Raw genomic sequence first — 24,039 nt, 5'->3', positions numbered from 1 at the left:
TGGGCTTAGTCACAGGCGCGGGGGCGTGCGCTCCCCGAGCCGGCACGCGCCCGGCGCGACAAACGCCCCGGCGGGCAGCGGCTGTTGTCGGCCCCGGCTGGCACGATGGACGGCATGGAGACGACGGGGACCAACCAGCCGACCCTGACGCCCGGCGAGGCCGCGCAGTTCGCCCTCACCCTGCACGACGCGACCGCGACCCGCGCCGGCCACGGCCCCCGGGCGGTGCTCGTCCATGAGCCGGGGGCCTCGCTCCGCGAGCGGCGGGAGTCCTTCCGGGAGGTGTACGGAGCGATAGTCGCCCGGATCGGCGAGCCGACGCTCTACGGCGGCTCGGCCCACGGTCCCAATGTCCGCTGGCGCGACGCGAGACGGATCGTCCTTCTCTCCGGGGACTGCCACCGGGCCCGGCTCTCCGTCCATGACACCGAGGGCATGGAGGCCGACGAGCTGCGCACCTTCGCCTGGGGCGGCGCGTGGGCGGCCGACGAGCCGCACGACTTCGATCTGCTGCCCTACATCTGGCAGCTGGACCGCAGCGGCCCCGGCGAGCGCCCCACGGAGCACACCGGCGGGCGTACGGCGTCCTCGCTGGAGCACTTCGCGAGCGCGCTGGAGCTGATGCTCGGCGCCTGGATCGAGCAGCTGCCGGTGCAGGTCGGCGGCGACTGGGCGGGATTCTCCCTGACCAGCGACGCGGACCGGGGCCGGCGGATCCAGCTCTCCTACGCCCTGGCGGACGGGCTGCATGTCTCGGTGGACGACCGGGACGGCGAGGACACCCCCGAGCGCGACCGGCTGATGCGCTCGCGCGGCTGGCACTCCCGCGACCGGGGCTGGTGGCAGGCGGAGTTCCCCGACCCGGACCGGCCCGAGGCCGCGGAGGCCGCCCGGCTGGCGATCGCCGAGCTGAGAGCCCGGGGCACCCTGGAACCCAAGGACCTGCGGGCCCGGGACGTCAGCTGCAAGGACCGGGGCGAGCTGCTCCTCCCCGGGCTGGGCATACGCCACTGACCGTGCCGCCGCCCCGCGAGAGGCGCGGGCGGGGGTACGGGCAGGGGGCGGCCCGCACCACCACGGTGCGGACCGCCCCCTGCCTCGCCCGTACGGCTCAGCCCTCGGTCACGCCGAGCTTCTCCAGGATCAGCTCCTTGACGCGAGCCGCGTCCGCCTGACCCCGGGTGGCCTTCATGACCGCGCCCACGAGCGCGCCCACGGCCGCCACCTTGCCGCCGCGGATCTTGTCCGCGACGCCCGCGTTCGAGGCGATCGCCTCGTCCACGGCGGTGCCGAGCGCGCCCTCGTCGGAGACGACCTTCAGCCCGCGCCCGTCCACGACCGCGTCCGGGTCGCCCTCGCCCGCGAGCACGCCCTCGATGACCTGGCGGGCCAGCTTGTCGTTGAGATCGCCGGCCGCGACCAGCGCGGTGACCCGGGCGACCTGCGCGGGGGTGATGGGCAGCTCGTCCAGCGCGCGGCCGGACTCGTTGGCGTTGCGCGCCAGCTCGCCCATCCACCACTTGCGGGCCTGGTCGGCCGGAGCGCCCGCCTCGATCGTGGCGACGATCGGCTCGACCGCGCCCGCGTTGAGGATCGACTGCATGTCGTGCTCGGAGACGCCCCACTCCTCACGGAGCCGGTTGCGGCGCACCCTGGGCAGCTCGGGGAGGAGAGCGCGCAGCTCCTCGACCCACTCCCGGGCGGGAGCCACGGGAACGAGGTCGGGCTCCGGGAAGTACCGGTAGTCCTCCGCGTTGTCCTTGATCCGGCCGGAGGTGGTGGAGCCGTCGTCCTCGTGGAAGTGACGGGTCTCCTGGACGATCGTGCCGCCGGACTCCAGCACGGCGGCGTGCCGCTGGATCTCGAACCGGGCGGCGCGCTCGACGCTGCGCAGCGAGTTGACGTTCTTGGTCTCGCTGCGGGTGCCGAACTTCTCGACGCCGTGGCGGCGCAGCGAGAGGTTGACGTCGCAGCGCATCTGGCCCTTGTCCATCCGGGCCTCGGAGACGCCCAGCGCCTTGATCAGCTCGCGCAGCTCGGCGACGTACGCCTTGGCGACCTCCGGCGCGCGCGTCCCCGCGCCCTCGATCGGCTTGGTGACGATCTCGATCAGCGGGATGCCGGCGCGGTTGTAGTCCAGCAGGGAGTGGGACGCGCCGTGGATACGGCCGGTGGCACCGCCGACGTGGGTCGACTTGCCGGTGTCCTCCTCCATGTGGGCGCGCTCGATCTCCACCCGGAAGATCTCCCCGTCCTCCAGCTGGACGTCCAGATAGCCGTTGAAGGCGATCGGCTCGTCGTACTGGGAGGTCTGGAAGTTCTTCGGCATGTCCGGATAGAAGTAGTTCTTCCGGGCGAAACGGCACCACTCGGCGATCTCGCAGTTGAGCGCGAGACCGATCTTGATGGCGGACTCGATGCCGATCGCGTTGACGACCGGGAGGGAGCCGGGCAGACCGAGACAGGTGGGGCAGGTCTGCGAGTTGGGCTCCGCGCCCAGCTCGGTGGAGCAGCCGCAGAACATCTTGGTCTTGGTACCGAGTTCGACATGGACCTCAAGGCCCATGACGGGGTCGTAGCCGGCGAGGGCCGCCTCGTACGACACCAATTCAGTGACGGTCACGGTGAAACTTTCCCTCTCAGCCGAACAGGACGTCGTCGTCGCCGAGGCGCTTCAGCTCGCGCACCAGCAGGGCGACGCCCGTGACGATGGCGGCGCCGGTGATCGCGGCGTCGATCAGCCGGAGCGTGTCGTGCTCGGCGCGGGCCGCCTTCACCTGCTTGAGGACACCGAGCGCGCCGAAAGCGGTGGTGCCGATCGACAGATAGGTGCCTGCCTTTGACTTCTTGAAGCCCTTGGCCTTGGTCAGTGCGCTCACAGCGACGGTGCCTCCTCCAGCAGCGGGTGTCCCCACTTTTCCACGAAGGCGGCCTCGACGGCGGCACCGACCTTGTAGAGCCGGTCGTCCTTCATGGCGGGGGCGATGATCTGGAGCCCGACCGGGAGGTTGTCCTCCGGGGCCAGCCCGCAGGGCAGCGACATCGCCGCGTTGCCGGCCAGGTTGGTCGGGATGGTGCAGAGGTCGGCGAGGTACATCGCCATCGGGTCGTCGGCGCGCTCGCCGATCGGGAAGGCGGTGGTCGGGGTCGTCGGGGAGACGATCACGTCGACCTGCTCGAAGGACGTGTCGAAGTCCTGCTTGATGAGCGTGCGGACCTTCTGGGCGCTGCCGTAGTACGCGTCGTAGTAGCCGGAGCTGAGCGCGTAGGTGCCGAGGATGACGCGGCGCTTGACCTCGTCGCCGAAGCCGGCCTCACGGGTGAGGGCGGTGACCTCCTCGGCCGACTTGGTGCCGTCGTCGCCGACCCGCAGGCCGTAGCGCATGGCGTCGAAGCGGGCGAGGTTCGAGGAGCACTCGGAGGGGGCGATCAGGTAGTACGCGGAGAGACCGAGGTCGAAGGACGGGCAGTCCAGCTCGACGATCTCGGCTCCGAGCCCCTTGAGGAGGGTGACGGCCTCGTCGAAGCGCTGCATCACCCCGGCCTGGTAGTGCTCGCCGCGGAACTGCTTGACCACGCCGACGCGCATGCCCTCGACGCTGCCGTTGCGGGCGGCCTCGACGACCGGCGGGACCGGGGCGTCGATGGAGGTGGAGTCGAGCGGGTCGTGACCGGCGATGACCTCGTGCAGCAGGGCCGCGTCGAGGACCGTGCGGGCACAGGGGCCGCCCTGGTCCAGCGAGGAGGAGAAGGCGACCATGCCGTAGCGGGAGACCCCGCCGTAGGTGGGCTTGACGCCGACCGTGCCGGTGACGGCGGCGGGCTGGCGGATGGAGCCGCCGGTGTCCGTGCCGATGGCGAGCGGGGCCTCGTAGGAGGCGAGGGCCGCGCTGGAGCCGCCGCCGGAGCCGCCGGGGATCCGGGTGAGGTCCCAGGGGTTGCCGGTGGGGCCGTAGGCGCTGTTCTCGGTGGAGGACCCCATGGCGAACTCGTCCATGTTGGTCTTGCCGAGAATGACGACGTCGGCCTCCTTCAGCTTGCGCGTCAGGGTGGCGTCGTACGGCGGGATCCAGCCTTCGAGGATCTTGGAGCCGACCGTGGTGGGGATGCCCTCGGTGGTGAAGATGTCCTTCAGCGCGAGGGGCACGCCCGCGAGGGGGCCGAGCTTCTCGCCCGCGGCGCGCTTGGCGTCCACGGCACGGGCCTGCGCGAGCGCGCCCTCGCGGTCGACGTGCAGGAAGGCGTGGACCTTCTCGTCGATCGCGTCGATACGGGCGAGGTGGGCCTCGGTGACCTCGACGGCCGTGAGATCGCCGGCGGCGATCTTCGCGGCGATCTCGGCCGCGGTGAGCTTGATGATGTCCGTCATGATGTGGTTAGTCCTCCCCCAGGATCTGCGGCACCTTGAAACGCTGCTGCTCCTGGGCCGGGGCGCCGGAGAGCGCCTGCTCGGGGGTGAGCGACGGACGGACCTCGTCCGCGCGCATGACATTGGTCAGCGGCAGCGGGTGGGAGGTCGGGGGCACGTCTTGGTCGGCGACTTCGGCGACGCGGGCGACCGCGCCGATGATGTCGCCGAGCTGACCGGCGAAGTGGTCCAGCTCGTCGCCGGAAAGCTCCAGACGTGCCAGCCGGGCGAGGTGGGCGACCTCCTCGCGCGTAATGCCAGGCATGCAGCGATCCTCAGGGGTGAGTGAGTGTGGTTTGGGCCAATCCTATGGGGCGAGGGGCGCTGACCACGAAACGGTTCGGCTCCGGGGGCCGCGAGGACCGGTCCGGGGCGTCACCGCCGCGACGGCGGGGTCAGGGGACCGCCTGGCCGGAGGGCTCGTCGGCGTCGGTGGAGTGCGGGGCGGGGGGCTGGAGCTCGGGCCGCCGCTCGGGCTGGGGCTGGCGGTGCCAGCCGCGCTCGCCCCGGGCGCGGAGCCAGGCCGTCGTCTCCTGCGGGGGCATCGCGGCGGCGACCAGCCAGCCCTGGACCGCGTCGCAGCCCAGGTCGCGCAGCCGCTCCCAGGTCTCGTCGTCCTCGACGCCCTCGGCCACCACCAGCAGGCCCAGGGAGTGCGCGAGGTCGACGGTGCAGCGGACGATCTCCGCGTCCTCGGTGTCCACGGCGAGCCGGGCCACGAAGGAACGGTCGATCTTGAGTTCGCTCACCGGGAGCCTGCGCAGATGGACGAGGGAGGAGTAGCCGGTGCCGAAGTCGTCCAGGGACATCTTGACGCCGTGGTCGGTGAGCCCGGCCAGGGTGTCCGCGGCCCGCTGGGGATCCTCCAGCAGCACATGCTCGGTGATCTCCAGCTGGAGCGCTCCCGGGGGCACCCCGTGCCGGGCGAGCCGGGCGGCGACCGAGCCGGCGAAGCCGGGGGTGTGGACGTCGCGCGGGGAGACATTGACGGCGACGGGGACCTTCAGCCCCTGGGCCCGCCACTTGGCGACCTGGGCGAGGGCGGTGTCGAGTACGTACTCCGTGAGGTGCGGCATCAGCCCGGAGGACTCGGCGATCGCGATGAACTCGTCGGGGGGAACCCGGCCGCGCTCCGGATGGACCCAGCGGACCAGCGCCTCCAGCCCGGCCACATGGCCGTCGAAGCGCACCTTGGGCTGGTAGTGCAGCTCCACCTCGCGGGCGTCCAGCGCCCGGCGGAGGTCGCCGAGGAGACCGAGCCGGTCGGGGGTGTTGCTGTCGCGCTTGGACTCGTACACCTCGACGCCCGTGCGGTCGCGCTTGGCCTGGTACATCGCCACGTCCGCACGGCGCAGCAGCCCCTCCGCGTCGAGCGCGTGCTCGGGGAAGACGGCGACGCCCGCGCTGGCCTCCAGGACGAGGGTGAGTCCGTCCAGGTCGAGCGGCGAGGAGAGTTCGACGGCGAGCTGGCGGGCGACGCGCTGGGCGCTGGTGATGGAGTCGGCCGTGGGCAGCAGTACGGCGAACTCGTCGCCGCCGAGCCTGGCCGCCTCCGCGCCGCGCGGCAGGGCGTGCCGCAGCCGCTGGGCTATCTGGAGCAGCAGCCGGTCGCCGGCGAGATGGCCGAGGGTGTCGTTGACCGACCGGAAGCGGTCGAGGTCGATCAGGACGAGCGCGGCGCGGCTGCCGCTGGTCTCGGCGTCCTCCAGGGCGGCCCAGGTCCGCTCCAGCAGCCACTGCCGGTTGGGGAGCCCGGTGAGCGGGTCGCGCAGCTGCTCCTCGGCCCTGGCGCGGGCGATCCACAGGGTGGAGTCCAGGGCGATGAGGGGTATGGCGAAGAGGGGCAGCAGCACCGGCAGCACGGCGGCGACGACACAGATCAGCGGGGCGATGCCGAGCAGCGCGACCGCGACGAGGCCCTGTCGCAGCAGGGCGGTGCGGGCGATGGTGGGGAGTCCGCTGCCCTGCGGGGTGAGGACATACCACAGAAGCAGCCGGGTGACCGCGAGATAGGCCGTGGCCGCGAGGATCACTTCGGGTGCGGCCTCGATGCCCCAGTCGAGTGGTTCCCAGGGGTGCTCGACGCTGGGGGACGCGCCGAAGGCGGAGAGGACGAGGGCGGCAGCGCCGATGCCGAGGATGTCGACGGAGCCGTGCAGCACGCCGTGCCGCCAGCGGTGTTTGCGGACGGTGCCGACCAGGGCGACGACGGCGAGGCTGACCAGCCCGGCGGGCACCCAGCCGTAGAGGAGGAGGGCGGCGATGGTGAGGGCGGCCCCGGAGCCGGTGCCGCCCCACCAGCGGTCGCGGCCCAGGGCCACCAGATGGCCGACGATGATCCCGGTGAGCACGGCGAAGGCCCAGCCGACGGCTCCGCCGGGGAAGAGCGCGCGGTCCTCGCGCACCGCTCCGGAGATCCCGGTGGCGAGGACGATCGCGGCACCCGTCACGACGACGGCGTGCAGTCCGGGGGTCAGGCCCACCAGGCTCGCGAGGGCCGTGAGCCCACGCGGCCGCGGGACCGGGGCGGCGCTCTCGGTCGGTTCCATTCCCGTCCCTCTCACAGCCGGCGGTGCCGATGCCTGGCGATGGTCCTTTTGTCATGCCACCACGACTGAAATCCCACCACGCAGCCGTGCACGACAGGCGCACGGCTCAACAGTAGGCGGCCCAGGGCCCTGACGGGCATCGCTCTACTGCTCTTGCCCGAATGCGACCGGACCACCCTTATCCATCTGCTATGCGCCGAACGGGTGAACCTGTACCAGTCGATTCCCACCGCGCCGAGCGGCCTGTTCTCGCCCGTCGGGGCGGATTCGGCCCCTCGGGCGACCCTGCGCCAACTCCCGTGCGCGCCCCCGCCGTCGGACCGCTGTCACGCCTCGGCGGGCACAGCCGCCTCACGAGCCGCTTCCGGCCCCTGGGCCAACAGGATCGCGAATCCGTCCTCGTTCAGAACCGGAACCTTCAATTGCATCGCCTTGTCGAACTTGGACCCCGGATTATCACCAACCACAACGAACCCGGTTTTCTTGGAAACAGAACCGGTCACTTTCGCACCGAGTCGCTGCAACGCCTCTTTTGCGCCATCCCTGGTGTAGTTCTCCAGGGTTCCGGTGACGACGACGGTGAGCCCTTCGAGCGGCCGGGGCCCGGCGTCCTCCCCCGCGCCCTCGTCCTCCATGCGGACGCCGGCCGCCCGCCACTTGCGCAGGATCTCCTGGTGCCACTCCTCGGCGAACCACTGCTTGAGGGAGGCGGCGATGATCCCGCCGACCCCGTCGGTGGCGGCCAGCTCCTCCTCGGTGGCCTCCTCGATCCGCTGGATCGAGCGGAACTCACGGGCGAGCGCCTCCGCCGCGACCGGGCCCACATGGCGGATGGAGAGACCGGTGAGGATCCGGGCGAGCGGGCGGTTCTTGGCCGCCGCGATGTTCTCCAGCATGGCGACCGCGTTCTTCCGCGCCTCGCCCTCCTGGTTGGCGAAGACCGTCGCGGTCTTGTCCTCGCCCGTCTTCGGGTCCCGCTTGGGCAGCTTGCTGTCCGGGTCCAGGACATACGCCCGGATCGGCAGCAGCTGCTCCATGGTGAGGTCGAAGAGGTCCCCCTCGTCCTTCAGCGGCGGCTCGGCGGGCTCCAGCGGCCTGGTGAGCGCCGCCGCCGCCACATAGCCGAAGTGCTCGATGTCGAGCGACTTGCGGCCCGCGAGATAGAAGAGCCGCTCCCGCAGCTGGGCCGGGCAGGAGCGGGCGTTGGGGCAGCGCAGATCGACGTCCGCCTCCTTCATGGCCCGCAGCGGCGTACCGCACTCGGGGCACTGGGTGGGCATCACGAACTCCCGCTCGGTGCCGTCCCGCAGCTCGGCGACCGGGCCGAGGATCTCCGGGATGACCTCGCCCGCCTTGCGCAGCACCACCGTGTCGCCGATGAGGACGCCCTTGGCCCTGACCACGTCCTGGTTGTGCAGGGTGGCGAACTCGACCTCGGAGCCTGCCACCTGGACCGGCTCGACCTGGGCGTAGGGCGTGACCCGGCCGGTGCGGCCGACGCCGACGAGGATGTTCACCAGCTTGGTGTTGACCTCCTCGGGCGGGTACTTCCAGGCGATGGCCCAGCGCGGGGCCCGCGCGGTGGAGCCGAGCCGCCCCTGGAGGGGGATCTCGTCGAGCTTGACGACCACGCCGTCGATCTCGTGCTCCATGGAGTGCCGGTTCTCGCCGTAGTGGGCGATGAACTCCCGCACCCCCTCCAGCGAGTCCACCACCCGGTTGTGGCGGGCGGTGGGCAGCCCCCAGGAGCGCAGCAGGTCGTAGGCGTGCGAGAGGCAGTCGATGGTGAAGCCCTCACGGGCCCCGATGCCGTGGACCACCATGTGCAGCGGCAGGGTGGCGGTGACCCTGGGGTCCTTCTGCCGGAGCGAGCCCGAGGCCGAGTTCCTCGGGTTGGCGTAGGGCTGCTCGCCGGCCGCGACCCGTCTCTCGTTGAGAGCCTGGAACTGGTCCATCGGGAAGTAGACCTCGCCGCGGATCTCCACGAGGTCCGGCACGTCCTCGCCGAGCAGCCGCTCGGGGACGTCGGAGATGGTGCGGATGTTCGGGGTGATGTCCTCGCCGACGCGGCCGTCGCCCCGGGTCGCCGCGCGGGTCAGCCGGCCCTTCTCGTAGGTCAGATTGACGGCGAGGCCGTCGACCTTCAGCTCGCACAGGAAGTGGAAGCCGGAGCTTCCGACCTCGCGCTCGACCCGCTCGGCCCAGGCGGCCAGCTCCTCCTCGTCGAAGGCGTTGTCCAGGGAGAGCATGCGCTCGCGGTGCTCGACCTTGGCGAGGTCCGTCTCGTACTGCCCGGCGACCTTCTGGGTCGGGGAGTCGGGGGTGCGGAGGGCGGGGTGGCGCTCCTCCAGCTCCTCGAGCGCGCGCAGCAGCCGGTCGAAGTCGGCGTCGCTGACGACCGGCTGCTCCTTCACGTAATACCGGAAGCGGTGCTCCTCGATCTGCCCGGCGAGGTCGGCATGGTGCTCCCGCGCCTGTGCGGGCAGCCCAGAATCCTCCTGCGCCGACAGATCCGTCCGCTCTTCGCCAGCCACCGTTTCGTCCTCCCGTTTCCCGGCACCCATTACTCAGGGTTGTCCGCGAGCGATCTCGCGGCGGTGACGCAGTGGGCGAGCGCCGCCCGTGCGTACGCCGGAGACGCACCCGCCAGACCACAGCTCGGGGTGATGACCACGGACTCGGCGAGAGTCCCCGGATTCAGCCCCAACCTGCGCCACAGCTTCCTTACCCCCATGACGCTACCTGCCGGGTCCGACAATGCGGCATCGGTGGACGGCACGACTCCCGCGAACAGCCGGGTGCCGCCCTCGACGGCCTCACCAATCGCCTCTTCGTCACGCTCGGTGAGAAGTCCGAAGTCGAAGGAGACTCCCGCCGCCCCCGCCCGGCGCAGCAGCGCGAAGGGGACGTCCGGGGCGCAGGAGTGGACGACGGTCCGCTCCTCGCCGATGAGTTCCCGCAGCGCGGACTCCACGATCTGGCGGTCCGGGGCGCGGTGGACGCGGTAGCCGCTGGCGCTGCGGATCCGGCCGAGCAGGACGGCGGTGAGCGAGGGCTCGTCGAGCTGGAGCACCACGTCCGCGCCCGGGATCCGGCGGCGCACCTCGGCGAGATGGGCGCGGAGCCCCTCCGCGAGCGAGCCGGCGAGATCGCGGCAGGCTCCGGGGTCGGAGAGCACCGCCTCGCCGTTGCGCAGCTCCAGCGCGGCGGCGAGCGTCCAGGGGCCCACGGCCTGGATCTTCAGCGGCCCCGTGTACCCCTGGGTGAACTCCTCCAGCGCGTCGAGGTCCTCGCCGAGCCAGGAGCGGGCGCGGCGGGTGTCGCGCCCGGGGCGGTCGCTGACGCGCCAGCCGCTGGGCTCGACATGGGCGTACATCTCGACCAGCAGCCCGAGGGTCCGGCCGATCATGTCGGCACCGGGTCCCCGGGCGGGCAGCTCGAACAGATGGGGGAAGGTCTCGAAGGATCCGGTGACGGTCCTCGCCGCCTCGCGTGCGTCGCCGCCGGGCATGGATCCGACACCGGTGGCGGGGCCCCAGCCGGCGTTTCGCGTCTCGCTCTTCTCGGTCACCCGGGAAGGGTACGCGGCGCTCCGGCCGGGCCCGCGAAAGGCCCGCACACCCCCGTACGGACCCTCCGGGGTCAGCGCACCGCCGGGCCGGGCCGGACGCTGATGTTGTCGATCACCGCGTCGCGCGGCAGGTCGAGCGCGGTGACGATCGCGGTCGCGACCGACTCGGGGTCGATCCACCGCGAGGGGTCGTACTCCCGGCCCTCCTGGGAGTGCACCTTGGCCTGCATGGGACTGGCCGTGCGCCCGGGGAAGACGGAGGTGACCCGGACGCCGTTGTCGGCCTCCTCCAGCCGCAGGGCGTCCGCGAGGGCCTTGAGCCCGTGCTTGGCGGCGGAGTACGCGGACCACTCGGCGTGGGTGGCGAGCCCCGCGCCGGAGTTGACGAAGAGGACCTGCCCGCGCGAGGCGCGCAGCTGCGGCAGGGTCAGCCGGGTCAGTTCGGCGGGGGCGATCAGATTGGTGTTGAGCTGCTGGTGCCAGGTCTTGGGGCGCAGATCGCCGACCGGGCCGAGGTCGACGATGCCCGCGATGTGCAGCAGCGAGTCGAGCCGCTCGGGCATCGGCTGCTTCGAGAACGCCCAGGAGATGCGGTCGGGGTCGGCGAGGTCGGCGACGAGGGTGCGCGCGCCCGGGTGGGCCGCCGCCAGCTGCTTGGCGCGGCCGGCGTCCCGGGCGAGCAGGATGAGTTCCTCGCCGCGCTCATGGAGCCGGCGGGCGACCGCCGCGCCGATGCCGGAGCCGGAACCGGTGATCAGGTGTGTTCCCATGCCGCCCATGCTCGCACCCGGGGACCGCGCCTAACGAATCCCGGCCGTCTCCTCCAGATATGCGAGCGCCGAGACCCCGTCCTCGGCGAAGAACACCAGCTCGGTGAGGGGGAGCGGCAGAAAGCCCTCCTCGTCCATCCGCCGGAGCTGCTGCTTCAGCCCGTCGTAGAAACCGGCGGTGTTCAGCAGCACCACCGGCTTGTCGTGCAGCCCGTGCTTCTTCAGCTCCAGGATCTCGGTGGCCTCGTCCAGGGTGCCCATGCCGCCGACCATGACGACGACCGCGTCCGACTTGGCGAGCAGCAGCGCCTTGCGCTCGGCGAGATCGGCCGCGACCACCAGTTCGTCGGCGTCCGCCCGGGCCGTCCCGGAGAGGAAGGCCACGGAGACGCCGACGAGCCGGCCGCCCGACTCCCGCACCCCGTCGGCGACGACCTTCATCAGCCCGCTCTCGGAGCCTCCCCAGACGAGGGTGTGGCCGCCCTTGCCGAGCAGTTCGGCGAATTCCCGGGCCGGGCGGGTGTAGCGGTCGTCCAGCTCGGCGGCGGAGAGAAAGACACAGATGTTCATGACAGCACGGTAGGCGCGGCGCGGCCGTGCCCGCGAACGGATTTCCCGCGCGGTCCGGGTACGGGACCGGTGTACGGGATCGCTGTACGGGAGCCGCGTTCGAGTTTCCGTACGGCGCTCACCAGAACGGGTGGACTGTCGCGTTCTGGTGGACGCGGGGCGCGCGCCGGTCGGCAAGATGTGCGCGCGAGCGAGGAGTTGACCCCATGGCCCCCAGGCACAGTCCCACCGTCCGCCAGCGCCGTTTCGGCGCGGAATTGCGCAGACTGCGGGAGGAGGCCGGGCTCTCCGCGCCCGTGGCGGCGCAGCGTCTCGGGGCGGACCGCACCATGATCTCGAATATCGAGGCGGGCCGTTTTGGCATCAGCGAGGGGCGGCTGCGCAGACTCGCGAGCATTTACGCGTGCGGGGACGCCGGGCTCGTCGACGCGCTGGCCGCGATGACCGGCGGGCGCGTCAGGGGCTGGTGGGACGAGTACCGGGGAAAGATCCCGGCGGACTTTCTCGATGTCGCGGAGGTGGAACACCACGCTTCGGCGCTGAGGACGCTCCAGACCGCGCACATTCCCGGCATGTTCCAGACCGAGGACCATGCCCGCGCGCTCTTCGGGCTGTACATTCCGGCCCTGCCCAGGCTGGAGATCGAATTGCGGATCGCGCATCGGCAGGCCCGCCGTGAGGTGATCACCCGCACTCCGGCGCTGCCTTATGTGGGAATGGTCCACGAGGCGGCGCTGCGCATGTGCGTGGGCGGGCGGAAGGTCGCCAGGGCCCAGCTGGAGCGGCTGGCCCGGGAGAGCACCCGGGCCAATGTGCGGCTGCTCGTCATCCCTTTCGGGACGGAGGGTTTCCCTCTGGCCGGGGAGACAGTGCTGTACGCGTCGGCGGCGAATTCGCGTCTGGACACGGTGGAGGTCGACTCGCCGACCGGTGCGGTCTTCTTCGACTCCCCCACGCAATTGGCCAACTTCCGAAAGCGCCTGGACGTGGTCGAGCGGGTCACGTTGAATCCGGGGAGGTCGAGGGATCTCATCCTCGAAATCGCCCGGAGTCTCTAAAAGAGGTACCGCTTGTCCACGCCTCGCTGGTTCAAGTCCTCGTTCTCCGAAGCGTCCGGCAACGCCTGTGTCGAGGTCTGTCTCGACGGCCGGGCGGGGGTGGTGGCCGTCCGGGACAGCGGGCGGCCGGCGCGGGTGGTCGTGGCGGACCGCCCGGTCTTCGCGGCCTTCGTTGCTTTCGCCGCCCGCGCGGGGAGCGGGCCGCCGGGGGAGCGCGGCGGGCGCTCCCCGGGCGGCTGACCCCCGGGGTGTCTCCGGCGGGCGCCGGTACGGCTCAGGCGACCCGGGCCGCCGTGCGCGAGGTCGCGGAGATCGTCGCCGAGCCGACGACGCGGGTGCCGTCGTAGAGGACGATCGCCTGGCCGGGGGCGACGCCCCGGACCGGCTCGCTGAAGGAGACGGTCAGCTCGTCGCCCTCCAGGGCGGCGGTGACCTCGGTCTCGCCGCCGTGGGCGCGCAGCTGGGCGGTGTAGACGCCGGGGCCGGCCGGGGCGGAGCCGCACCAGCGGGGGCGGATCGCGGTCAGGGAGGTGACGTCGAGGGCCTCGACGGGGCCGACGGTGACCGTGTTGTTCACCGGGGAGATGTCGAGGACGTACCGCGGCTTGCCGTCGGCGGCGGGGTGGCCGATGCGCAGGCCCTTGCGCTGGCCGATGGTGAAGCCGAACGCGCCCTCGTGGGTGCCGACCTTCGTGCCGGACTCGTCGACGATGTCGCCCTCGGCGGTGCCGAGGCGGGAGGCGAGGAAGCCCTGGGTGTCGCCGTCGGCGATGAAGCAGATGTCGTGGCTGTCGGGCTTCTTGGCGACCGCCAGTCCGCGCCGCTCGGCCTCCGCGCGGATCTCGTCCTTGGTGGTGAGGGTGTCGCCGAGGGGGAACATGGCGTGGGCGAGCTGGCGCTCGTCCAGCACTCCGAGGACGTACGACTGGTCCTTGGCCATGTCCTCGGCGCGGTGCAGCTCGCGGCTGCCGTCCTCGCGGGTGATCACGGTCGCGTAGTGGCCGGTGCAGACCGCGTCGAAGCCCAGCGCGAGCGCCTTGTCCAGCAGCGCCGCGAACTTGATCTTCTCGTTGCAGCGGAGACAGGGGTTGGGGGTGCGGCCGGCCTCGTACTCCGCGACGAAGTCGTCGACGACGTCCTCGCGGAAGCGTTCGGCGAGATCCCACACGTAGAAGGGGATGCCGATCACATCGGCGGCGCGGCGGGCGTCGCGCGAGTCCTCGATGGTGCAGCAGCCGCGCGCGCCCGTGCGGAAGGACTGCGGGTTCGCGGAGAGCGCCAGATGCACTCCGGTCACATCGTGGCCGGCCTCGGCGGCGCGGGCGGCGGCGACGGCGGAGTCCACACCGCCGGACATGGCGGCGAGCACGCGCAGGGGGCGCTGGGAAGTCTGAGTCATAGCCCTACCAGAGTACGGGCCCGGGGAACCGAGGAGGCTCCCGGCCGCGTTGAACAGGCCATGGGAAGCAGAGCGGGGAGCGGTGCCGGGACCGGCGGCCGGGGCCGGGGCGGCAGCGGCGCGGGAAAGGGCGGGCGGGGCGTGCCCCGGATCGGCAGACGGGGGGTGCTGATCGGGGGCGCGGTCGCGGTGGCGGGCGGCGGCCTGCTCGCGCGGGAGGAGCTGGAGCGGCTGTGGTGGAAGGTGCCGGGGATGGCGAAGCCGCGCAAGGAGGGTGAACTCGATCACGCCGGCGCGGAGTGGACCGCCGCGTCCACGGCGAACTGGCGGCTGGCCGACCGGCCCGACGACTTCGAGATCGACCGGGTGATCATCCATGTGGTGCAGGGCAGCTATCCGACGGCGCTGAGGGTGTTCAAGAACCCGGGGCACGGCGCGGCGACGCACTATGTGGTGCGGAAGGACGGCCATGTCGCCCAGATGATCCGCGAGCTGGATGTGGCCTTCCACGCGGGGAACCGCTCGTTCAACGAGCGCAGCATCGGGATAGAGCACGAGGGCTTCGTCGACCGGCCGCAGGATTTCACGGACGCGATGTACCGGGGCTCGGCGCGGCTCACGGCGGACATCTGTGTCCGCCACGGGCTGCCGGTGGACCGTGAGCACATCATCGGGCATGTGGAGGTGCCGGGGACGGATCACACCGACCCGGGGCCGCACTGGGACTGGGACCGCTATCTGAGGCTGGTGCGCGCGGCGATGCCCTCGGCTCGGCGGGCCGCCGAGTAGCGGCCCGCCGGGGTCACCGGGGGTCAGCTGAGTCCGGCGGTGCGGGCGCGCTCCACGGCCGGGCCGATGGCCTCGGCGACCGCGTCGACGTCGGCCTTGGTGGAGGTGTGGCCGAAGGTGAAGCGGAGGGTGCCGCGCGCCAGGTCGGGGTCGGTGCCGGTGGCGAGAAGGACATGGCTGGGCTGGGCGACGCCGGCCGTGCAGGCCGATCCGGTGGAGCACTCGATGCCCTGGGCGTCGAGGAGGAGGAGCAGCGAGTCGCCCTCGCAGCCGGGGAAGGTGAAGTGGGCGTTGGCGGGGAGCCGGTCGGCCGGGTCGCCGCCGAGGATCACGTCGGGGACGGCGGCGCGGACGGCGCGGACCAGTTCGTCGCGGAGGGAGCCGATCTCCCGGGCGTACTCCTCGCGGCGCTCGGCGGCGAGCCGGCCCGCGACCGCGAAGGCGGCGATGGCGGGGGTGTCGAGGGTGCCCGAGCGGACGTGCCGCTCCTGGCCGCCGCCGTGCAGCACGGGCACGGGGGTGTACTCCCGGCCCAGCAGCAGGGCTCCGATGCCGTACGGTCCGCCGATCTTGTGGCCGGACACGGTCATCGCGGCGAGCCCGGAGTCCGCGAAGCCGACCTCGGTCTGGCCGAAGGCCTGGACCGCGTCGGAGTGCAGGGGCACGTCGAACTCGCGCGCCACGGAGGCGAGGGCGGCGATCGGCATGATGGTGCCGATCTCGTTGTTCGCCCACATCACGGTCGCGAGCGCCACATCGTCGGGGTTCCGCCCGATGGCCTCGCGCAGCGCCTCGGGGTGGACTCTGCCGTAGTGGTCGACCGGGAGGTACTCGACGGTCGCGCCCTCGTGCTCGGCGAGCCAGTCGACGGCGTCGAGCACGGCGTGATGCTCGACGGGGCTGGCGAGGACGCGGGTTCTGGCGGGGTCGGCGTCGCGGCGCTGCCAGTAGAGCCCCTTGACGGCGAGGTTGTCGGCCTCGGTGCCGCCCGAGGTGAAGACCACCTCGCTGGGGCGTGCGCCGAGCGACTCGGCGAGCGCTTCGCGGGCCTCCTCGACGGTCCGCCGGGCCCGGCGGCCGGCGGCGTGCAGTGCGGAGGCGTTGCCGACAGCGGTGAGCTGGGCGGTCATCGCCTCGACGGCCTCCGGCAGCATCGGAGTGGTCGCGGCGTGGTCGAGGTAGGCCATGGTGTGGCTGATTCTACGAGGCGGCCGGGGGGCGCGGACGCGGCGCAGGGGGGTACGGGGCGTGCGGCCCGCCACATCCGCCCCTCGGCCCCCTCGGGCGGGGGCCGGCGGGTGGTCCGGTCAGCGGGGCCCGGGGGCCGCGTACAGGGCGGTGACGGCGGCGGCCGTGCGGATCAGCTCCTCGCGGGCGGCGGGCGGTGAGAGGACCTCGACGCCCTCGCCGAAGGCCAGCAGCGCGCGGACGGCCGGGAGGACGTCGAAGCCCAGCTCGATCCGGGACCACTCGCCGTCGCCCTCGCCCTCGCCGTCCTCGGGGACGGGGTCGCCGGTGAGCAGACCGCCGTACATCCGCAGCAGCAGATCCAGCCGGTCGCGGTGGATCCGGGCGGTCACCACGGCCCCCGGGGGCCGTTCGCTCATCCGGGAGCGCAGGCTCTGCCAGAGGGCCGCCAGCTCCAGACCGGGCCGGCGGCGCACCGGCTCGTCGAGGACGGTGGCGGAGACCACACGGTCCACCCGGAAGATCCTCGGCTCCCCCGCCTTGTCGGCGACCAGGTACCAGATCCCCGCCTTGGCGACGAGGCCGTACGGGTCGAGGAGGTAGTCGCGCGGCCCGCTCGTCACCGACCGGCGGTAGCGCAGGCCGAGCCGGCGGTCGGTGAAGACGGCGGTGTTCAGCACGTCCAGGTCGACGGCGGGCCCGGGCCGGGTCAGCCAGCGCTCCGGGTCGACCAGGACGCGCCGGCTCGTCAGCTCGGCCGCCGGCCGGTGCGGTTCGGGCAGCGCGGCCATGATCTTGCGCAGGGCGGAGCCGAGCGCCCGGTCGAGGCCGAGCGCGGTGTGCGCGCCCTGGGCCGCGAGGACGAACAGGGCGCGGGACTCGTCCTCGGTGAGGCCCGTGACATCGGTGCGGTACCCGGGGAGCAGGGTGATCCCGCCGTGCCGGCCGCGTTCCGCGTAGACCGGGACCCCGGCGGCGGAGAGCGCCTCCACATCCCGGTAGATGGTGCGTACGGACACCTCGAGACGCTCGGCCAGCACGGCCGCGGGGACCAGCCCCCGGGTCTGGAGCAGCAGCAGGATCGACAGCAGCCGGTCGGATTTCACGGGACGCGCCTTCGCGGACGAAACCTCGGTTCATACATGACGGTTGTTGTCAGGTTATCCGGCCAGAGTGAGCCGCGTCGGCCCGCGCCGGGCCGCCGACGACTTCCTGGGAGATGGACCGCATGAACGACTTTCGCCTCCTCCACGAGCGCGCCGCCGACCAGTTCGCGGAGCTGCTGAAGACCCTGACGCCCGAGCGGATGGGCGATCCGACGCCGTGTCCCGAGTTTGACGTCCGGGCGCTGCTGGCCCATGTGGTGAACAGCACCCACTGGATGGCCTTCGTCGGCGAGGGCGGGGACTTCCGTACCGCGCCCACCTGGTCGGAGGAGGTCGCGGACGGCGAGTGGGTCGCGGTGTACGAGGAGGCGCGCCGCCGCTTCGACCGGGCCTGGGCGGACGACGCGAAGCTGGCCCGGACGACCGAGCTGCCGTGGGGCACCATGCCGGGCGCGGGGGCGGTGGCGAGCGCGGTGATGGAGACGGCGACGCACACCTGGGACCTCTCCAGGGCGCTGGGGCATCCGCTGGTCCTGGACCCGGAGCCGGCCGAGGCGGTCCTGCCGCTGGCGCGCGAGGCGCTGACCGCCGACCGGCGCGGCGAGGAGGTCCCGTTCGGGCCGGTCCGCGAGGCGGGGCCGGACGCGGGGGCGCACGAGCGGCTCGCGGCCTGGCTCGGCCGCGAGGTCTCGTAGGCGGTAGGCGGTAGGCCCGGCTAGCGGCGGCGCAGCCGGGCCGCGAGGGCGGCGACGCGGGCCTCCCAGGCGGCCAGCACCGGTTCGGGCGGCGCGGTGGCCGGGCCGGTCTGGGTGAGGATCAGCCGGGGGCCGTGGCCGGTGCCTTCGGCGAGCTGCCAGCGGACCTCTCCGGCGGGGGTGGTGCGGTACGAGAGCAGCCGGGGCGGGCGCAGCCCGGTGATCCGGCCGGGCGGGCTCTGCCCAGTGGTGAAGCCCCGGGGGGCGGGGCCGCCGAGGAGGGGGGTGGAGCCCGCCGAGAGTTCGGCCCAGACCTCGTCCCCGGGCCGGACGAGCTGGCGTTCGAGGCGGATTCGCCAGCCGTCGGCGGTGGTGTCGACGGCACCCCGGTCGAGGCCGAAGGCGGCGAGGTACTCCTCGTGCAGCTGGTCGCCGGGGTCGTTCCCGGCCGGGGGCTCCGCGCCGTCGAGCAGCCGGGCGAGCGCGCCGAGGCAAAGATGCCAGCCGGCGGCGAAGCTCGCCGCGCCGTACCGGTCGCCGAAGGTGTGGGAGAGGGCGAGGAGCGAGCCTTCGCCGTCGGGGGCGATCTCGAAGCGGAGGCCGTCCTCGCCCCAGGTGAAGGCGAGGAGCTCCGGTGCACGGGCTTCGGTGACGGTGCCGGTGCTCCCGGGGGCGCTCCCGTCCGGGCCGGTGAAGTCGATCCGTCCGCCGGGGCGCGGGTCCACGCTCGCCTCGACGGGGAACCACCGGGCGAGCGGGGCCGGCCGGGTGAGCGCCTCCCAGACCCGGGCGGGCGGGTGGGCGAGGCGGCGCTCCATCCGCAGCGTGCTCCGGCCGTCGTCGTCGGCGGCGGTGAGGGTGTCGGGGTGCGGGGTCATGGGGGCGGGCCTCCATCGCGTCGCGATGATCCCCCGGACGAAGTCTGCGGGAGCGGGCCCGCCCCGTCCACCGCTGTGCCCGCCCGCGTCCCCGGCGTCAGCGGCCGACGGGCATCTTCGCCAGCTGGCGCGACTGGGCCACCAGCCGGTTCTCGCTGTCCCAGACCTCGGCGTCCTCCTCCAGGAATCCGCCGGCCGCGTTACGGGTGGTGAGCGCCACCCGCAGCGGGCCGGGGGCGGGGCGGCGGCGGATGTGGACGGTCAGTTCCACCGTCGGGGTCCAGCCCTTGATGCCCAGCTCGAAGGCGGTGGGCGGGAGGGCGTCGACGGTCAGCAGCAGGGAGAGCGGGTCGGCGTCCCGGCCGTCCGCCAGCGAGAACCAGCCGCGCATCTCGCCCTTCCCCGAGGGCGCGCCCACCGCCCAGCCCGCGGTGGCCGGGTCCAGCCGGATGTTCAGCCGGTCCAGGATCTCCGAGCCGCCGGGTATCGGCGGCCGGGGCCCGTCGGAGGCCCCGAGGCACTTCTCGTACGGCGGGAACGGCGGCGGGGCGGCCGGGGTGCGCACCTCGGCGGGGAGCGTGTCCAGCTCCCCGTAGGTGGCGAGCAGCCGGATGCGCTCCACCTCCGTGCCGTCCTTGTCGTACTGGAAGAGGGAGGCCTGGCCGGTGGAGAGCGAGCCGCCGGAGCGTATGACCTCGGTCCTGATCACCGCGGGGCCCGGCCGGGAGGCGCTCAGATAGTGGGCCGAGACGGTGAAGGGGTCGGGGTGCGGGAGCGCGTCGCCGAGGGCGCGTCCGAGGAGGGCGAGGAGATAGCCGCCGTTGACGGCCCGCATGATCGTCCACCCGGCGGACAGCTCCGCGTCGTAGACGCCCGGTGCGCGCGGGGTGAGGGCGGTGTCGCGGTCGAACTCGCTGTCCCCGATGGATGCCTGAACTGCCTGTGCCATGGCCGTACCGTACAAGACCCGCATACTGAGCGGTAGCTTTCAGCGGTGGGTCACTGGCCGTCGTCGGCGGTGGCGGAGCGGCGGTTCCAGGCGCGCGGGGCCCGCCAGTGGAAGCGCATGGCGAGCAGCCGCAGGGTGAAGGCGGTGAGGGCGGCCAGCGCGCTGGTGAAGGCGTTCAGCTCGTCGAAGCGGATGCACAGGACGACGATGACCGCGCCGACGATGGCGGGCACCGCGTACAGATCGCGGTCCCAGCGCAGCAGCGAGGGGACCTCGTTGGCCAGGACGTCCCGCAGCACACCGCCGCCGACCGCGGTCGCGAGGCCGAGGACGGCGGAGGAGGTGAGGCCGAGGCCGTACTCGTACGCCTTGGTGGTGCCGGTCACGCAGAACAGCCCGAGCCCCGCCGCGTCGAAGACGTTGACCCCGGTCTGGATGCGCTCCACGTGGGGGTGGAGGAAGAAGACTATGGCCGTGGCGACCAGCGGCATCAGGAAGTAGCCGAGGTCGGTGAAGGCGGCCGGGGGCACGGCCCCGATGACCAGGTCGCGGAAGAGCCCTCCGCCCAGCGCGGTCACCTCGGCGAGCACCGCCATCCCGAAGACGTCGAAGTTCTTGCGGACGGCGAGGAGAGCACCGGAGATCGCGAAGACGAAGATTCCGGCGAGGTCGAGCGCATGCTGGACGGAGGGGGAGAACAATTCTTGGAGCACCGGACGATTGTGCCGGTATCGGACCCCTGCTGGTGCCCGGGCTACTCCTCCCCGGACTCCGCGGAGTCTCCGGACTCCGCCTCGGGCTGTTCCGCTTCCTTCGCCGGGACCGCCTTCCCGATCTCGACCGGCACCGGGCCGGCCGCCTCCCCGGGCGTGTTCTCGGGCGTGTTCTCGGGGTGGTGGCAGGCCACCTGGCGGCCCGGGGCCAGCGCGATCAGCGGCGGCTCCTCGGTCTTGCAGCGCTCGGTCGCCTTCCAGCAGCGGGTGTGGAAGCGGCAGCCGGCCGGCGGGGCGATCGGGGAGGGCACATCGCCCTTCAGCAGGATCCGCTCGCTGCCGCCGCCGCGCCTCCTGGGGTCCGGCACGGGCACGGCGGAGAGCAGCGCCTTGGTGTACGGGTGCATCGGCGACTCGTAGAGCGCGGTGCGGTCCGCCAGCTCCACGATCTTGCCGAGGTACATCACGGCGATCCGGTCCGAGACGTGCCGGATCACCGAGAGGTCGTGGGCGACGATCACATAGGTGAGCCCCAGCTCGTCCTGGAGGTCGTCCAGCAGATTGACGACCTGCGCCTGGATGGAGACGTCCAGCGCGGAGACGGGCTCGTCCGCCACCACGAGCTTCGGCTTCAGCGCGAGGGCCCGGGCGATGCCGATGCGCTGGCGCTGTCCGCCGGAGAACTCGTGCGGATAGCGGTTGTAGTGCTCGGGGTTGAGGCCCACCAGCTCCAGCAGCCGCTGGACCTCGGCCCGCACCCCGCCCTCGGGCGTGACGCCCTGGAGCTTGAAGGGCGCGGAGACGATGGTGCCGATCGTGTGCCGGGGGTTCAGCGAGGAGTACGGGTCCTGGAAGATCATCTGGATGTCGCGGCGCAGCGGTCGCATGGCCCCGACGCCCAGATGGGTGATGTCGTGGCCCTGGAACTCGATCTTCCCGGCGGTCGGCTCCAGCAGCCGGGTGATGAGCCGGCCCATGGTCGACTTTCCGCAGCCGGACTCGCCGACCACGCCGAGGGTCTCGCCGGGGCGGACGTCGAAGCTCAGCCCGTCGACGGCCCGCACGGCCGCGGTCTGCCGCCGCAGCAGCCCCTTCTTGATGGGGAAGTGCTTGACCAGGCCGTCGACCTTCAGCAGCGCCTGGGGGGCCGGCGCCGTCTGTCCGGGAATCTTCACAGTGTCAGTCACAGCTTGGGCGCAATCTCTTCGGTCCAGATCCGCGTCCGGTCCTCCGTCGCCATGTGGCAGGCGGAGAAGTGCCGGTCGCCCGCCGGGCGGAGGTCGGGGCGGACGGTGCGCGTCGCGTTCTTCTCCGGCACGTCGGCGTAGGGGCACCGCGGATTGAAGGCACAGCCGTCGGGGATGTTGATCAGGCTGGGCGGGGAGCCCTTGACCGGGATGAGCCGCTCGGTCTGGTCCCGGTCGACGCGCGGCATCGAGCCGAGCAGTCCCCAGGTGTAGGGGTGCTGGGGCTCGTAGAAGACCTTCTCGGCGGGCCCGCGCTCCACGCACCGGCCGCCGTACATCACCAGGATGTCGTCGGCGAGTTCGGCGACGACGCCGAGGTCGTGGGTGATGACGATGACCGCCGAGCCGAACTCCTTCTGGAGGTCGCGGATCAGATCGAGGATCTGCGCCTGGACGGTGACGTCGAGCGCGGTCGTCGGCTCGTCCGCGATCAGCAGCTCGGGGTTGTTGACCAGCGACATGGCGATCATGGCGCGCTGGCGCATACCGCCGGAGAACTCGTGCGGATAGCTGTCCACCCGCTTGTCCGGCTGGGGGATGCCGACCCGGTCGAGCATCTCGACGGCCCGCTTGCGGGCGGTCTTCTTGTCGACCTTGTGGTGGACCCGGTAGGCCTCCACGATCTGCTTGCCGATCGTGTAGTACGGGTGGAGCGCGGAGAGCGGGTCCTGGAAGATCATCGCCATGTTGCGGCCCCGGAGCCTGCGCACCTGGTCCGGATCCGCGCCCAGCAGCTCCTGGCCGTCCAGCCAGACCTCGCCGGAGATCCGGGCCTTGCGCCGGCCGTACTGCCCGGCGGTGTGCAGGCCCATGATGCCCAGCGAGGTGACGGACTTCCCGGAGCCCGACTCCCCGACGATGCCGAGGGTCTTGCCGCGCTCCAGCTGGAAGCTGAGGCCGTCGACGGACTTGACCAGACCGTCGTCGGTCGGGAAGTGCACCTTCAGGTCGCGCACTTCGAGGAAGGCGGTGGGGGCGGCGGAACCGGCCGCTCCGACCTCGCCGGGGGCGAGGACCGGTCCGGAGGTTCCGGCTTTGCCGAGGTTGGTCATCCGATCCTCACTCGCGGGTCGATTACGGCGTACAACAGGTCCACGAGGAGGTTCGCGACACAGATGAACAGGGCGGCGACGAGGGTGACGCCGAGGATCACCGGAAGGTCCTTGGTGCCGATGGAGTCGATAGCGAGCCGGCCGAGGCCCGGCAGGTTGTAGGTGGACTCGGTGAGCACCGCACCGCCCAGCAGCGCCCCGATGTCCAGTCCGAGGAGGGTGAGCACCGGCGTCCAGGTGGAGCGCATCGCGTGCCGTCCGATGACGACCCGCTCGGTGAGGCCCTTGGCGCGGGCCGTGCGGATGTAGTCCTCGCCCATGACCTCCAGCATGGTGGCCCGGGTGAGCCGGGCGTACATCGCCGCGTAGAGGAAGGCGAGGGTGATCCAGGGCAGCACCAGGGTCTGGAACCACTGGGCGAAGTCCTCTTCGAGCGGCGCGTACTCGCCGCCGACCCAGTCGAGCTGGTAGCTGAAGACCGCCAGGGAGAGCAGACCGGTGAAGTAGATGGGCAGCGAGACGCCGGCCAGCGCGACCGTCATCGCGGCCCGGTCCCACAGGGTGCCCCGGCGCAGCGCGGAGACCACACCGGCGGCGACACCGCCGACGACCCAGAGCAGACACGCCCCGGCGGCCAGCGAGAGGGTGACCGGGATCGCCTCGGTGAGCTGCGGCCAGACGTCCTGCTCGGTGCGGAAGGAGTAACCGAAGCAGGGGGCCGGGCAGTTGGTGACATCGGCGCCGTTGGTGTACTCCCGGCCGACGATCAGGCCCTGGACGAAGTTCCAGAACTGCACCAGCACCGGATCGGCGAGGCCCAGCTTCTGCCGGATGCCCTCGATCGCGGCCGGGTCGGTCTGCTTTCCGGCGAAGAGATAGGCCGGGTCGGAGCCCGCCCACTTGGGGAGCACGAAGAAGATGACGAAGGTCGTCAGGGTCACGACCAGCAGCATCATGGCGACGGCGAACAAGCGCCGGATGACGTAAGCAAGCACTGTGCGCGGCCCGGCGGTGGCCCGGGGACCCCTTTCACGGGGCCCCCGGGCCACCGCCCGAGGCCATCACCTGCCCTTCGGGACTGGCGGGTTGGGCGATGG

The 24,039-nt window shown here is 72.3% G+C and carries 23 protein-coding genes; 5 read left to right on the top strand and 18 right to left on the bottom strand.

All coding sequences use genetic code 11. The features are described 5' to 3' along the window. Positions 1 to 114: 114 nt before the first annotated feature. Entirely contained in the window at positions 115 to 1,014 is a 900-nt protein-coding gene (locus ABD371_RS04160; protein ID WP_344472810.1) for a hypothetical protein, read from the top strand. A gap of 97 nt (positions 1,015 to 1,111) precedes the next feature. On the opposite strand, the gene gatB is transcribed toward ABD371_RS04160, so the two are convergent. The 9 genes from gatB to ABD371_RS04115 form a co-directional block, all read right to left on the bottom strand. Beyond that, a complete protein-coding gene (gatB, locus tag ABD371_RS04155) occupies positions 1,112 to 2,623 on the bottom strand; it encodes an Asp-tRNA(Asn)/Glu-tRNA(Gln) amidotransferase subunit GatB (RefSeq protein WP_344472808.1) in 1,512 nt (503 codons plus the stop codon). Between the two features lie 16 nt (positions 2,624 to 2,639). Further along, on the bottom strand, positions 2,640 to 2,879 hold the full coding sequence (locus ABD371_RS04150; protein WP_190125318.1) for a hypothetical protein: 240 nt from the start codon (positions 2,877 to 2,879) through the stop codon (positions 2,640 to 2,642). Continuing rightward, on the bottom strand, positions 2,876 to 4,369 hold the full coding sequence (gatA, locus tag ABD371_RS04145) for an Asp-tRNA(Asn)/Glu-tRNA(Gln) amidotransferase subunit GatA (protein ID WP_344472805.1): 1,494 nt from the start codon (positions 4,367 to 4,369) through the stop codon (positions 2,876 to 2,878). The genes ABD371_RS04150 and gatA overlap by 4 nt, the downstream gene beginning before the upstream one ends. Positions 4,370 to 4,376: 7 nt before the next feature. Then, positions 4,377 to 4,673, bottom strand: a complete 297-nt coding sequence (gatC, locus tag ABD371_RS04140) for an Asp-tRNA(Asn)/Glu-tRNA(Gln) amidotransferase subunit GatC (protein ID WP_190125320.1) — start codon at positions 4,671 to 4,673, stop codon at positions 4,377 to 4,379. A 130-nt stretch (positions 4,674 to 4,803) separates the two neighbouring features. After that, positions 4,804 to 6,957: a putative bifunctional diguanylate cyclase/phosphodiesterase gene (locus ABD371_RS04135; protein ID WP_344472801.1), complete on the bottom strand. Its 2,154-nt coding sequence runs from the start codon at positions 6,955 to 6,957 to the stop codon at positions 4,804 to 4,806. Between the two features lie 326 nt (positions 6,958 to 7,283). Next, positions 7,284 to 9,521 carry an NAD-dependent DNA ligase LigA gene (gene ligA, locus ABD371_RS04130; RefSeq protein ID WP_344472798.1) on the bottom strand — a complete coding sequence of 746 codons (2,238 nt, stop codon included), beginning with the start codon at positions 9,519 to 9,521 and terminating at the stop codon, positions 7,284 to 7,286. Continuing rightward, the gene (locus tag ABD371_RS04125; RefSeq protein ID WP_344472796.1) at positions 9,521 to 10,528 is read right to left on the bottom strand and encodes a methionine synthase; all 1,008 of its coding nucleotides are present in this window, start codon (positions 10,526 to 10,528) and stop codon (positions 9,521 to 9,523) included. Before ABD371_RS04125 ends, ligA begins: the two co-directional genes overlap by 1 nt. Before the next feature lie 71 nt (positions 10,529 to 10,599). Continuing rightward, positions 10,600 to 11,307 (bottom strand): SDR family oxidoreductase, encoded by a 708-nt coding sequence (locus ABD371_RS04120; protein ID WP_344472794.1) that lies wholly within the window; start codon positions 11,305 to 11,307, stop codon positions 10,600 to 10,602. Positions 11,308 to 11,328: 21 nt separating this feature from the next. Continuing rightward, positions 11,329 to 11,868 carry an LOG family protein gene (locus ABD371_RS04115; RefSeq protein ID WP_344472792.1) on the bottom strand — a complete coding sequence of 180 codons (540 nt, stop codon included), beginning with the start codon at positions 11,866 to 11,868 and terminating at the stop codon, positions 11,329 to 11,331. 206 nt (positions 11,869 to 12,074) lie between these two features. Here ABD371_RS04115 and ABD371_RS04110 point away from each other — a divergent pair, with 206 nt between their 5' ends. Both ABD371_RS04110 and ABD371_RS04105 read left to right on the top strand, forming a co-directional pair. Then, complete coding sequence (locus ABD371_RS04110) at positions 12,075 to 12,926, top strand: helix-turn-helix domain-containing protein (protein WP_344472790.1); 852 nt, start codon at positions 12,075 to 12,077, stop codon at positions 12,924 to 12,926. A gap of 12 nt (positions 12,927 to 12,938) precedes the next feature. Next, on the top strand, positions 12,939 to 13,166 hold the full coding sequence (locus tag ABD371_RS04105; protein ID WP_344472788.1) for a DUF397 domain-containing protein: 228 nt from the start codon (positions 12,939 to 12,941) through the stop codon (positions 13,164 to 13,166). 34 nt (positions 13,167 to 13,200) lie between these two features. On the opposite strand, the gene mnmA is transcribed toward ABD371_RS04105, so the two are convergent. Next, a complete protein-coding gene (gene mnmA, locus ABD371_RS04100) occupies positions 13,201 to 14,325 on the bottom strand; it encodes a tRNA 2-thiouridine(34) synthase MnmA (protein WP_344472786.1) in 1,125 nt (374 codons plus the stop codon). Between the two features lie 60 nt (positions 14,326 to 14,385). On the opposite strand from mnmA, the gene ABD371_RS04095 reads away from it, so the two are divergent. After that, complete coding sequence (locus ABD371_RS04095) at positions 14,386 to 15,114, top strand: N-acetylmuramoyl-L-alanine amidase (RefSeq protein WP_344472785.1); 729 nt, start codon at positions 14,386 to 14,388, stop codon at positions 15,112 to 15,114. Positions 15,115 to 15,137: 23 nt separating this feature from the next. Here the strand turns inward: ABD371_RS04095 and ABD371_RS04090 are convergent, their stop codons facing one another. Then, positions 15,138 to 16,301, bottom strand: coding sequence for a cysteine desulfurase family protein (locus ABD371_RS04090; RefSeq protein WP_344473196.1), 1,164 nt, complete (start codon positions 16,299 to 16,301; stop codon positions 15,138 to 15,140). Positions 16,302 to 16,421: 120 nt separating this feature from the next. After that, positions 16,422 to 17,408, bottom strand: a complete 987-nt coding sequence (locus ABD371_RS04085) for a helix-turn-helix transcriptional regulator (RefSeq protein WP_344472784.1) — start codon at positions 17,406 to 17,408, stop codon at positions 16,422 to 16,424. A 122-nt stretch (positions 17,409 to 17,530) separates the two neighbouring features. On the opposite strand from ABD371_RS04085, the gene ABD371_RS04080 reads away from it, so the two are divergent. After that, complete coding sequence (locus ABD371_RS04080; protein WP_344472782.1) at positions 17,531 to 18,103, top strand: TIGR03086 family metal-binding protein; 573 nt, start codon at positions 17,531 to 17,533, stop codon at positions 18,101 to 18,103. A gap of 20 nt (positions 18,104 to 18,123) precedes the next feature. Here ABD371_RS04080 and ABD371_RS04075 read toward each other — a convergent pair whose 3' ends face one another. The 6 genes from ABD371_RS04075 to ABD371_RS04050 all read right to left on the bottom strand — a co-directional run bounded on the left by ABD371_RS04075 (position 18,124) and on the right by ABD371_RS04050 (position 23,937). Next, positions 18,124 to 18,981 carry an SRPBCC family protein gene (locus tag ABD371_RS04075; RefSeq protein WP_344472780.1) on the bottom strand — a complete coding sequence of 286 codons (858 nt, stop codon included), beginning with the start codon at positions 18,979 to 18,981 and terminating at the stop codon, positions 18,124 to 18,126. A gap of 97 nt (positions 18,982 to 19,078) precedes the next feature. Next, positions 19,079 to 19,930, bottom strand: coding sequence for a thioesterase family protein (locus ABD371_RS04070; RefSeq protein ID WP_344472778.1), 852 nt, complete (start codon positions 19,928 to 19,930; stop codon positions 19,079 to 19,081). A 50-nt stretch (positions 19,931 to 19,980) separates the two neighbouring features. Beyond that, positions 19,981 to 20,643 (bottom strand): trimeric intracellular cation channel family protein, encoded by a 663-nt coding sequence (locus ABD371_RS04065; RefSeq protein ID WP_190125334.1) that lies wholly within the window; start codon positions 20,641 to 20,643, stop codon positions 19,981 to 19,983. 41 nt (positions 20,644 to 20,684) lie between these two features. Next, positions 20,685 to 21,830 carry an ABC transporter ATP-binding protein gene (locus tag ABD371_RS04060; protein WP_344472774.1) on the bottom strand — a complete coding sequence of 382 codons (1,146 nt, stop codon included), beginning with the start codon at positions 21,828 to 21,830 and terminating at the stop codon, positions 20,685 to 20,687. After that, positions 21,827 to 22,942 (bottom strand): ABC transporter ATP-binding protein, encoded by a 1,116-nt coding sequence (locus ABD371_RS04055; RefSeq protein ID WP_344472772.1) that lies wholly within the window; start codon positions 22,940 to 22,942, stop codon positions 21,827 to 21,829. Before ABD371_RS04055 ends, ABD371_RS04060 begins: the two co-directional genes overlap by 4 nt. Then, the gene (locus tag ABD371_RS04050; protein WP_190125337.1) at positions 22,939 to 23,937 is read right to left on the bottom strand and encodes an ABC transporter permease; all 999 of its coding nucleotides are present in this window, start codon (positions 23,935 to 23,937) and stop codon (positions 22,939 to 22,941) included. Before ABD371_RS04050 ends, ABD371_RS04055 begins: the two co-directional genes overlap by 4 nt. Between the last annotated feature and the right edge of the window lie 102 nt (positions 23,938 to 24,039).

Origin of the sequence: Streptomyces amakusaensis (assembly GCF_039532665.1) — a bacterium.
Classification (GTDB): Bacteria; Actinomycetota; Actinomycetes; order Streptomycetales; family Streptomycetaceae; genus Streptomyces; species Streptomyces amakusaensis.
Note: the sequence above shows the minus strand (reverse complement) of the source record. Positions and strands in the feature narration are given on the sequence as shown.

Bases quoted from the DNA above. Each gene is read 5' to 3' on its own strand.
- ABD371_RS04160 (WP_344472810.1), top strand. From the start codon at position 115: ATGGAGACGACGGGGACCAACCAGCCGACCCTGACGCCCGGCGAGGCC.
- gatA (WP_344472805.1), bottom strand. From the start codon at position 4,369: ATGACGGACATCATCAAGCTCACCGCGGCCGAGATCGCCGCGAAGATC.
- gatC (WP_190125320.1), bottom strand. From the start codon at position 4,673: ATGCCTGGCATTACGCGCGAGGAGGTCGCCCACCTCGCCCGGCTGGCA.
- ABD371_RS04135 (WP_344472801.1), bottom strand. From the start codon at position 6,957: ATGGAACCGACCGAGAGCGCCGCCCCGGTCCCGCGGCCGCGTGGGCTC.
- ligA (WP_344472798.1), bottom strand. From the start codon at position 9,521: ATGGGTGCCGGGAAACGGGAGGACGAAACGGTGGCTGGCGAAGAGCGG.
- ABD371_RS04120 (WP_344472794.1), bottom strand. From the start codon at position 11,307: ATGGGCGGCATGGGAACACACCTGATCACCGGTTCCGGCTCCGGCATC.
- ABD371_RS04115 (WP_344472792.1), bottom strand. From the start codon at position 11,868: ATGAACATCTGTGTCTTTCTCTCCGCCGCCGAGCTGGACGACCGCTAC.
- ABD371_RS04110 (WP_344472790.1), top strand. From the start codon at position 12,075: ATGGCCCCCAGGCACAGTCCCACCGTCCGCCAGCGCCGTTTCGGCGCG.
- mnmA (WP_344472786.1), bottom strand. From the start codon at position 14,325: ATGACTCAGACTTCCCAGCGCCCCCTGCGCGTGCTCGCCGCCATGTCC.
- ABD371_RS04095 (WP_344472785.1), top strand. From the start codon at position 14,386: ATGGGAAGCAGAGCGGGGAGCGGTGCCGGGACCGGCGGCCGGGGCCGG.
- ABD371_RS04090 (WP_344473196.1), bottom strand. From the start codon at position 16,301: ATGGCCTACCTCGACCACGCCGCGACCACTCCGATGCTGCCGGAGGCC.
- ABD371_RS04080 (WP_344472782.1), top strand. From the start codon at position 17,531: ATGAACGACTTTCGCCTCCTCCACGAGCGCGCCGCCGACCAGTTCGCG.
- ABD371_RS04075 (WP_344472780.1), bottom strand. From the start codon at position 18,981: ATGACCCCGCACCCCGACACCCTCACCGCCGCCGACGACGACGGCCGG.
- ABD371_RS04070 (WP_344472778.1), bottom strand. From the start codon at position 19,930: ATGGCACAGGCAGTTCAGGCATCCATCGGGGACAGCGAGTTCGACCGC.
- ABD371_RS04055 (WP_344472772.1), bottom strand. From the start codon at position 22,942: ATGACCAACCTCGGCAAAGCCGGAACCTCCGGACCGGTCCTCGCCCCC.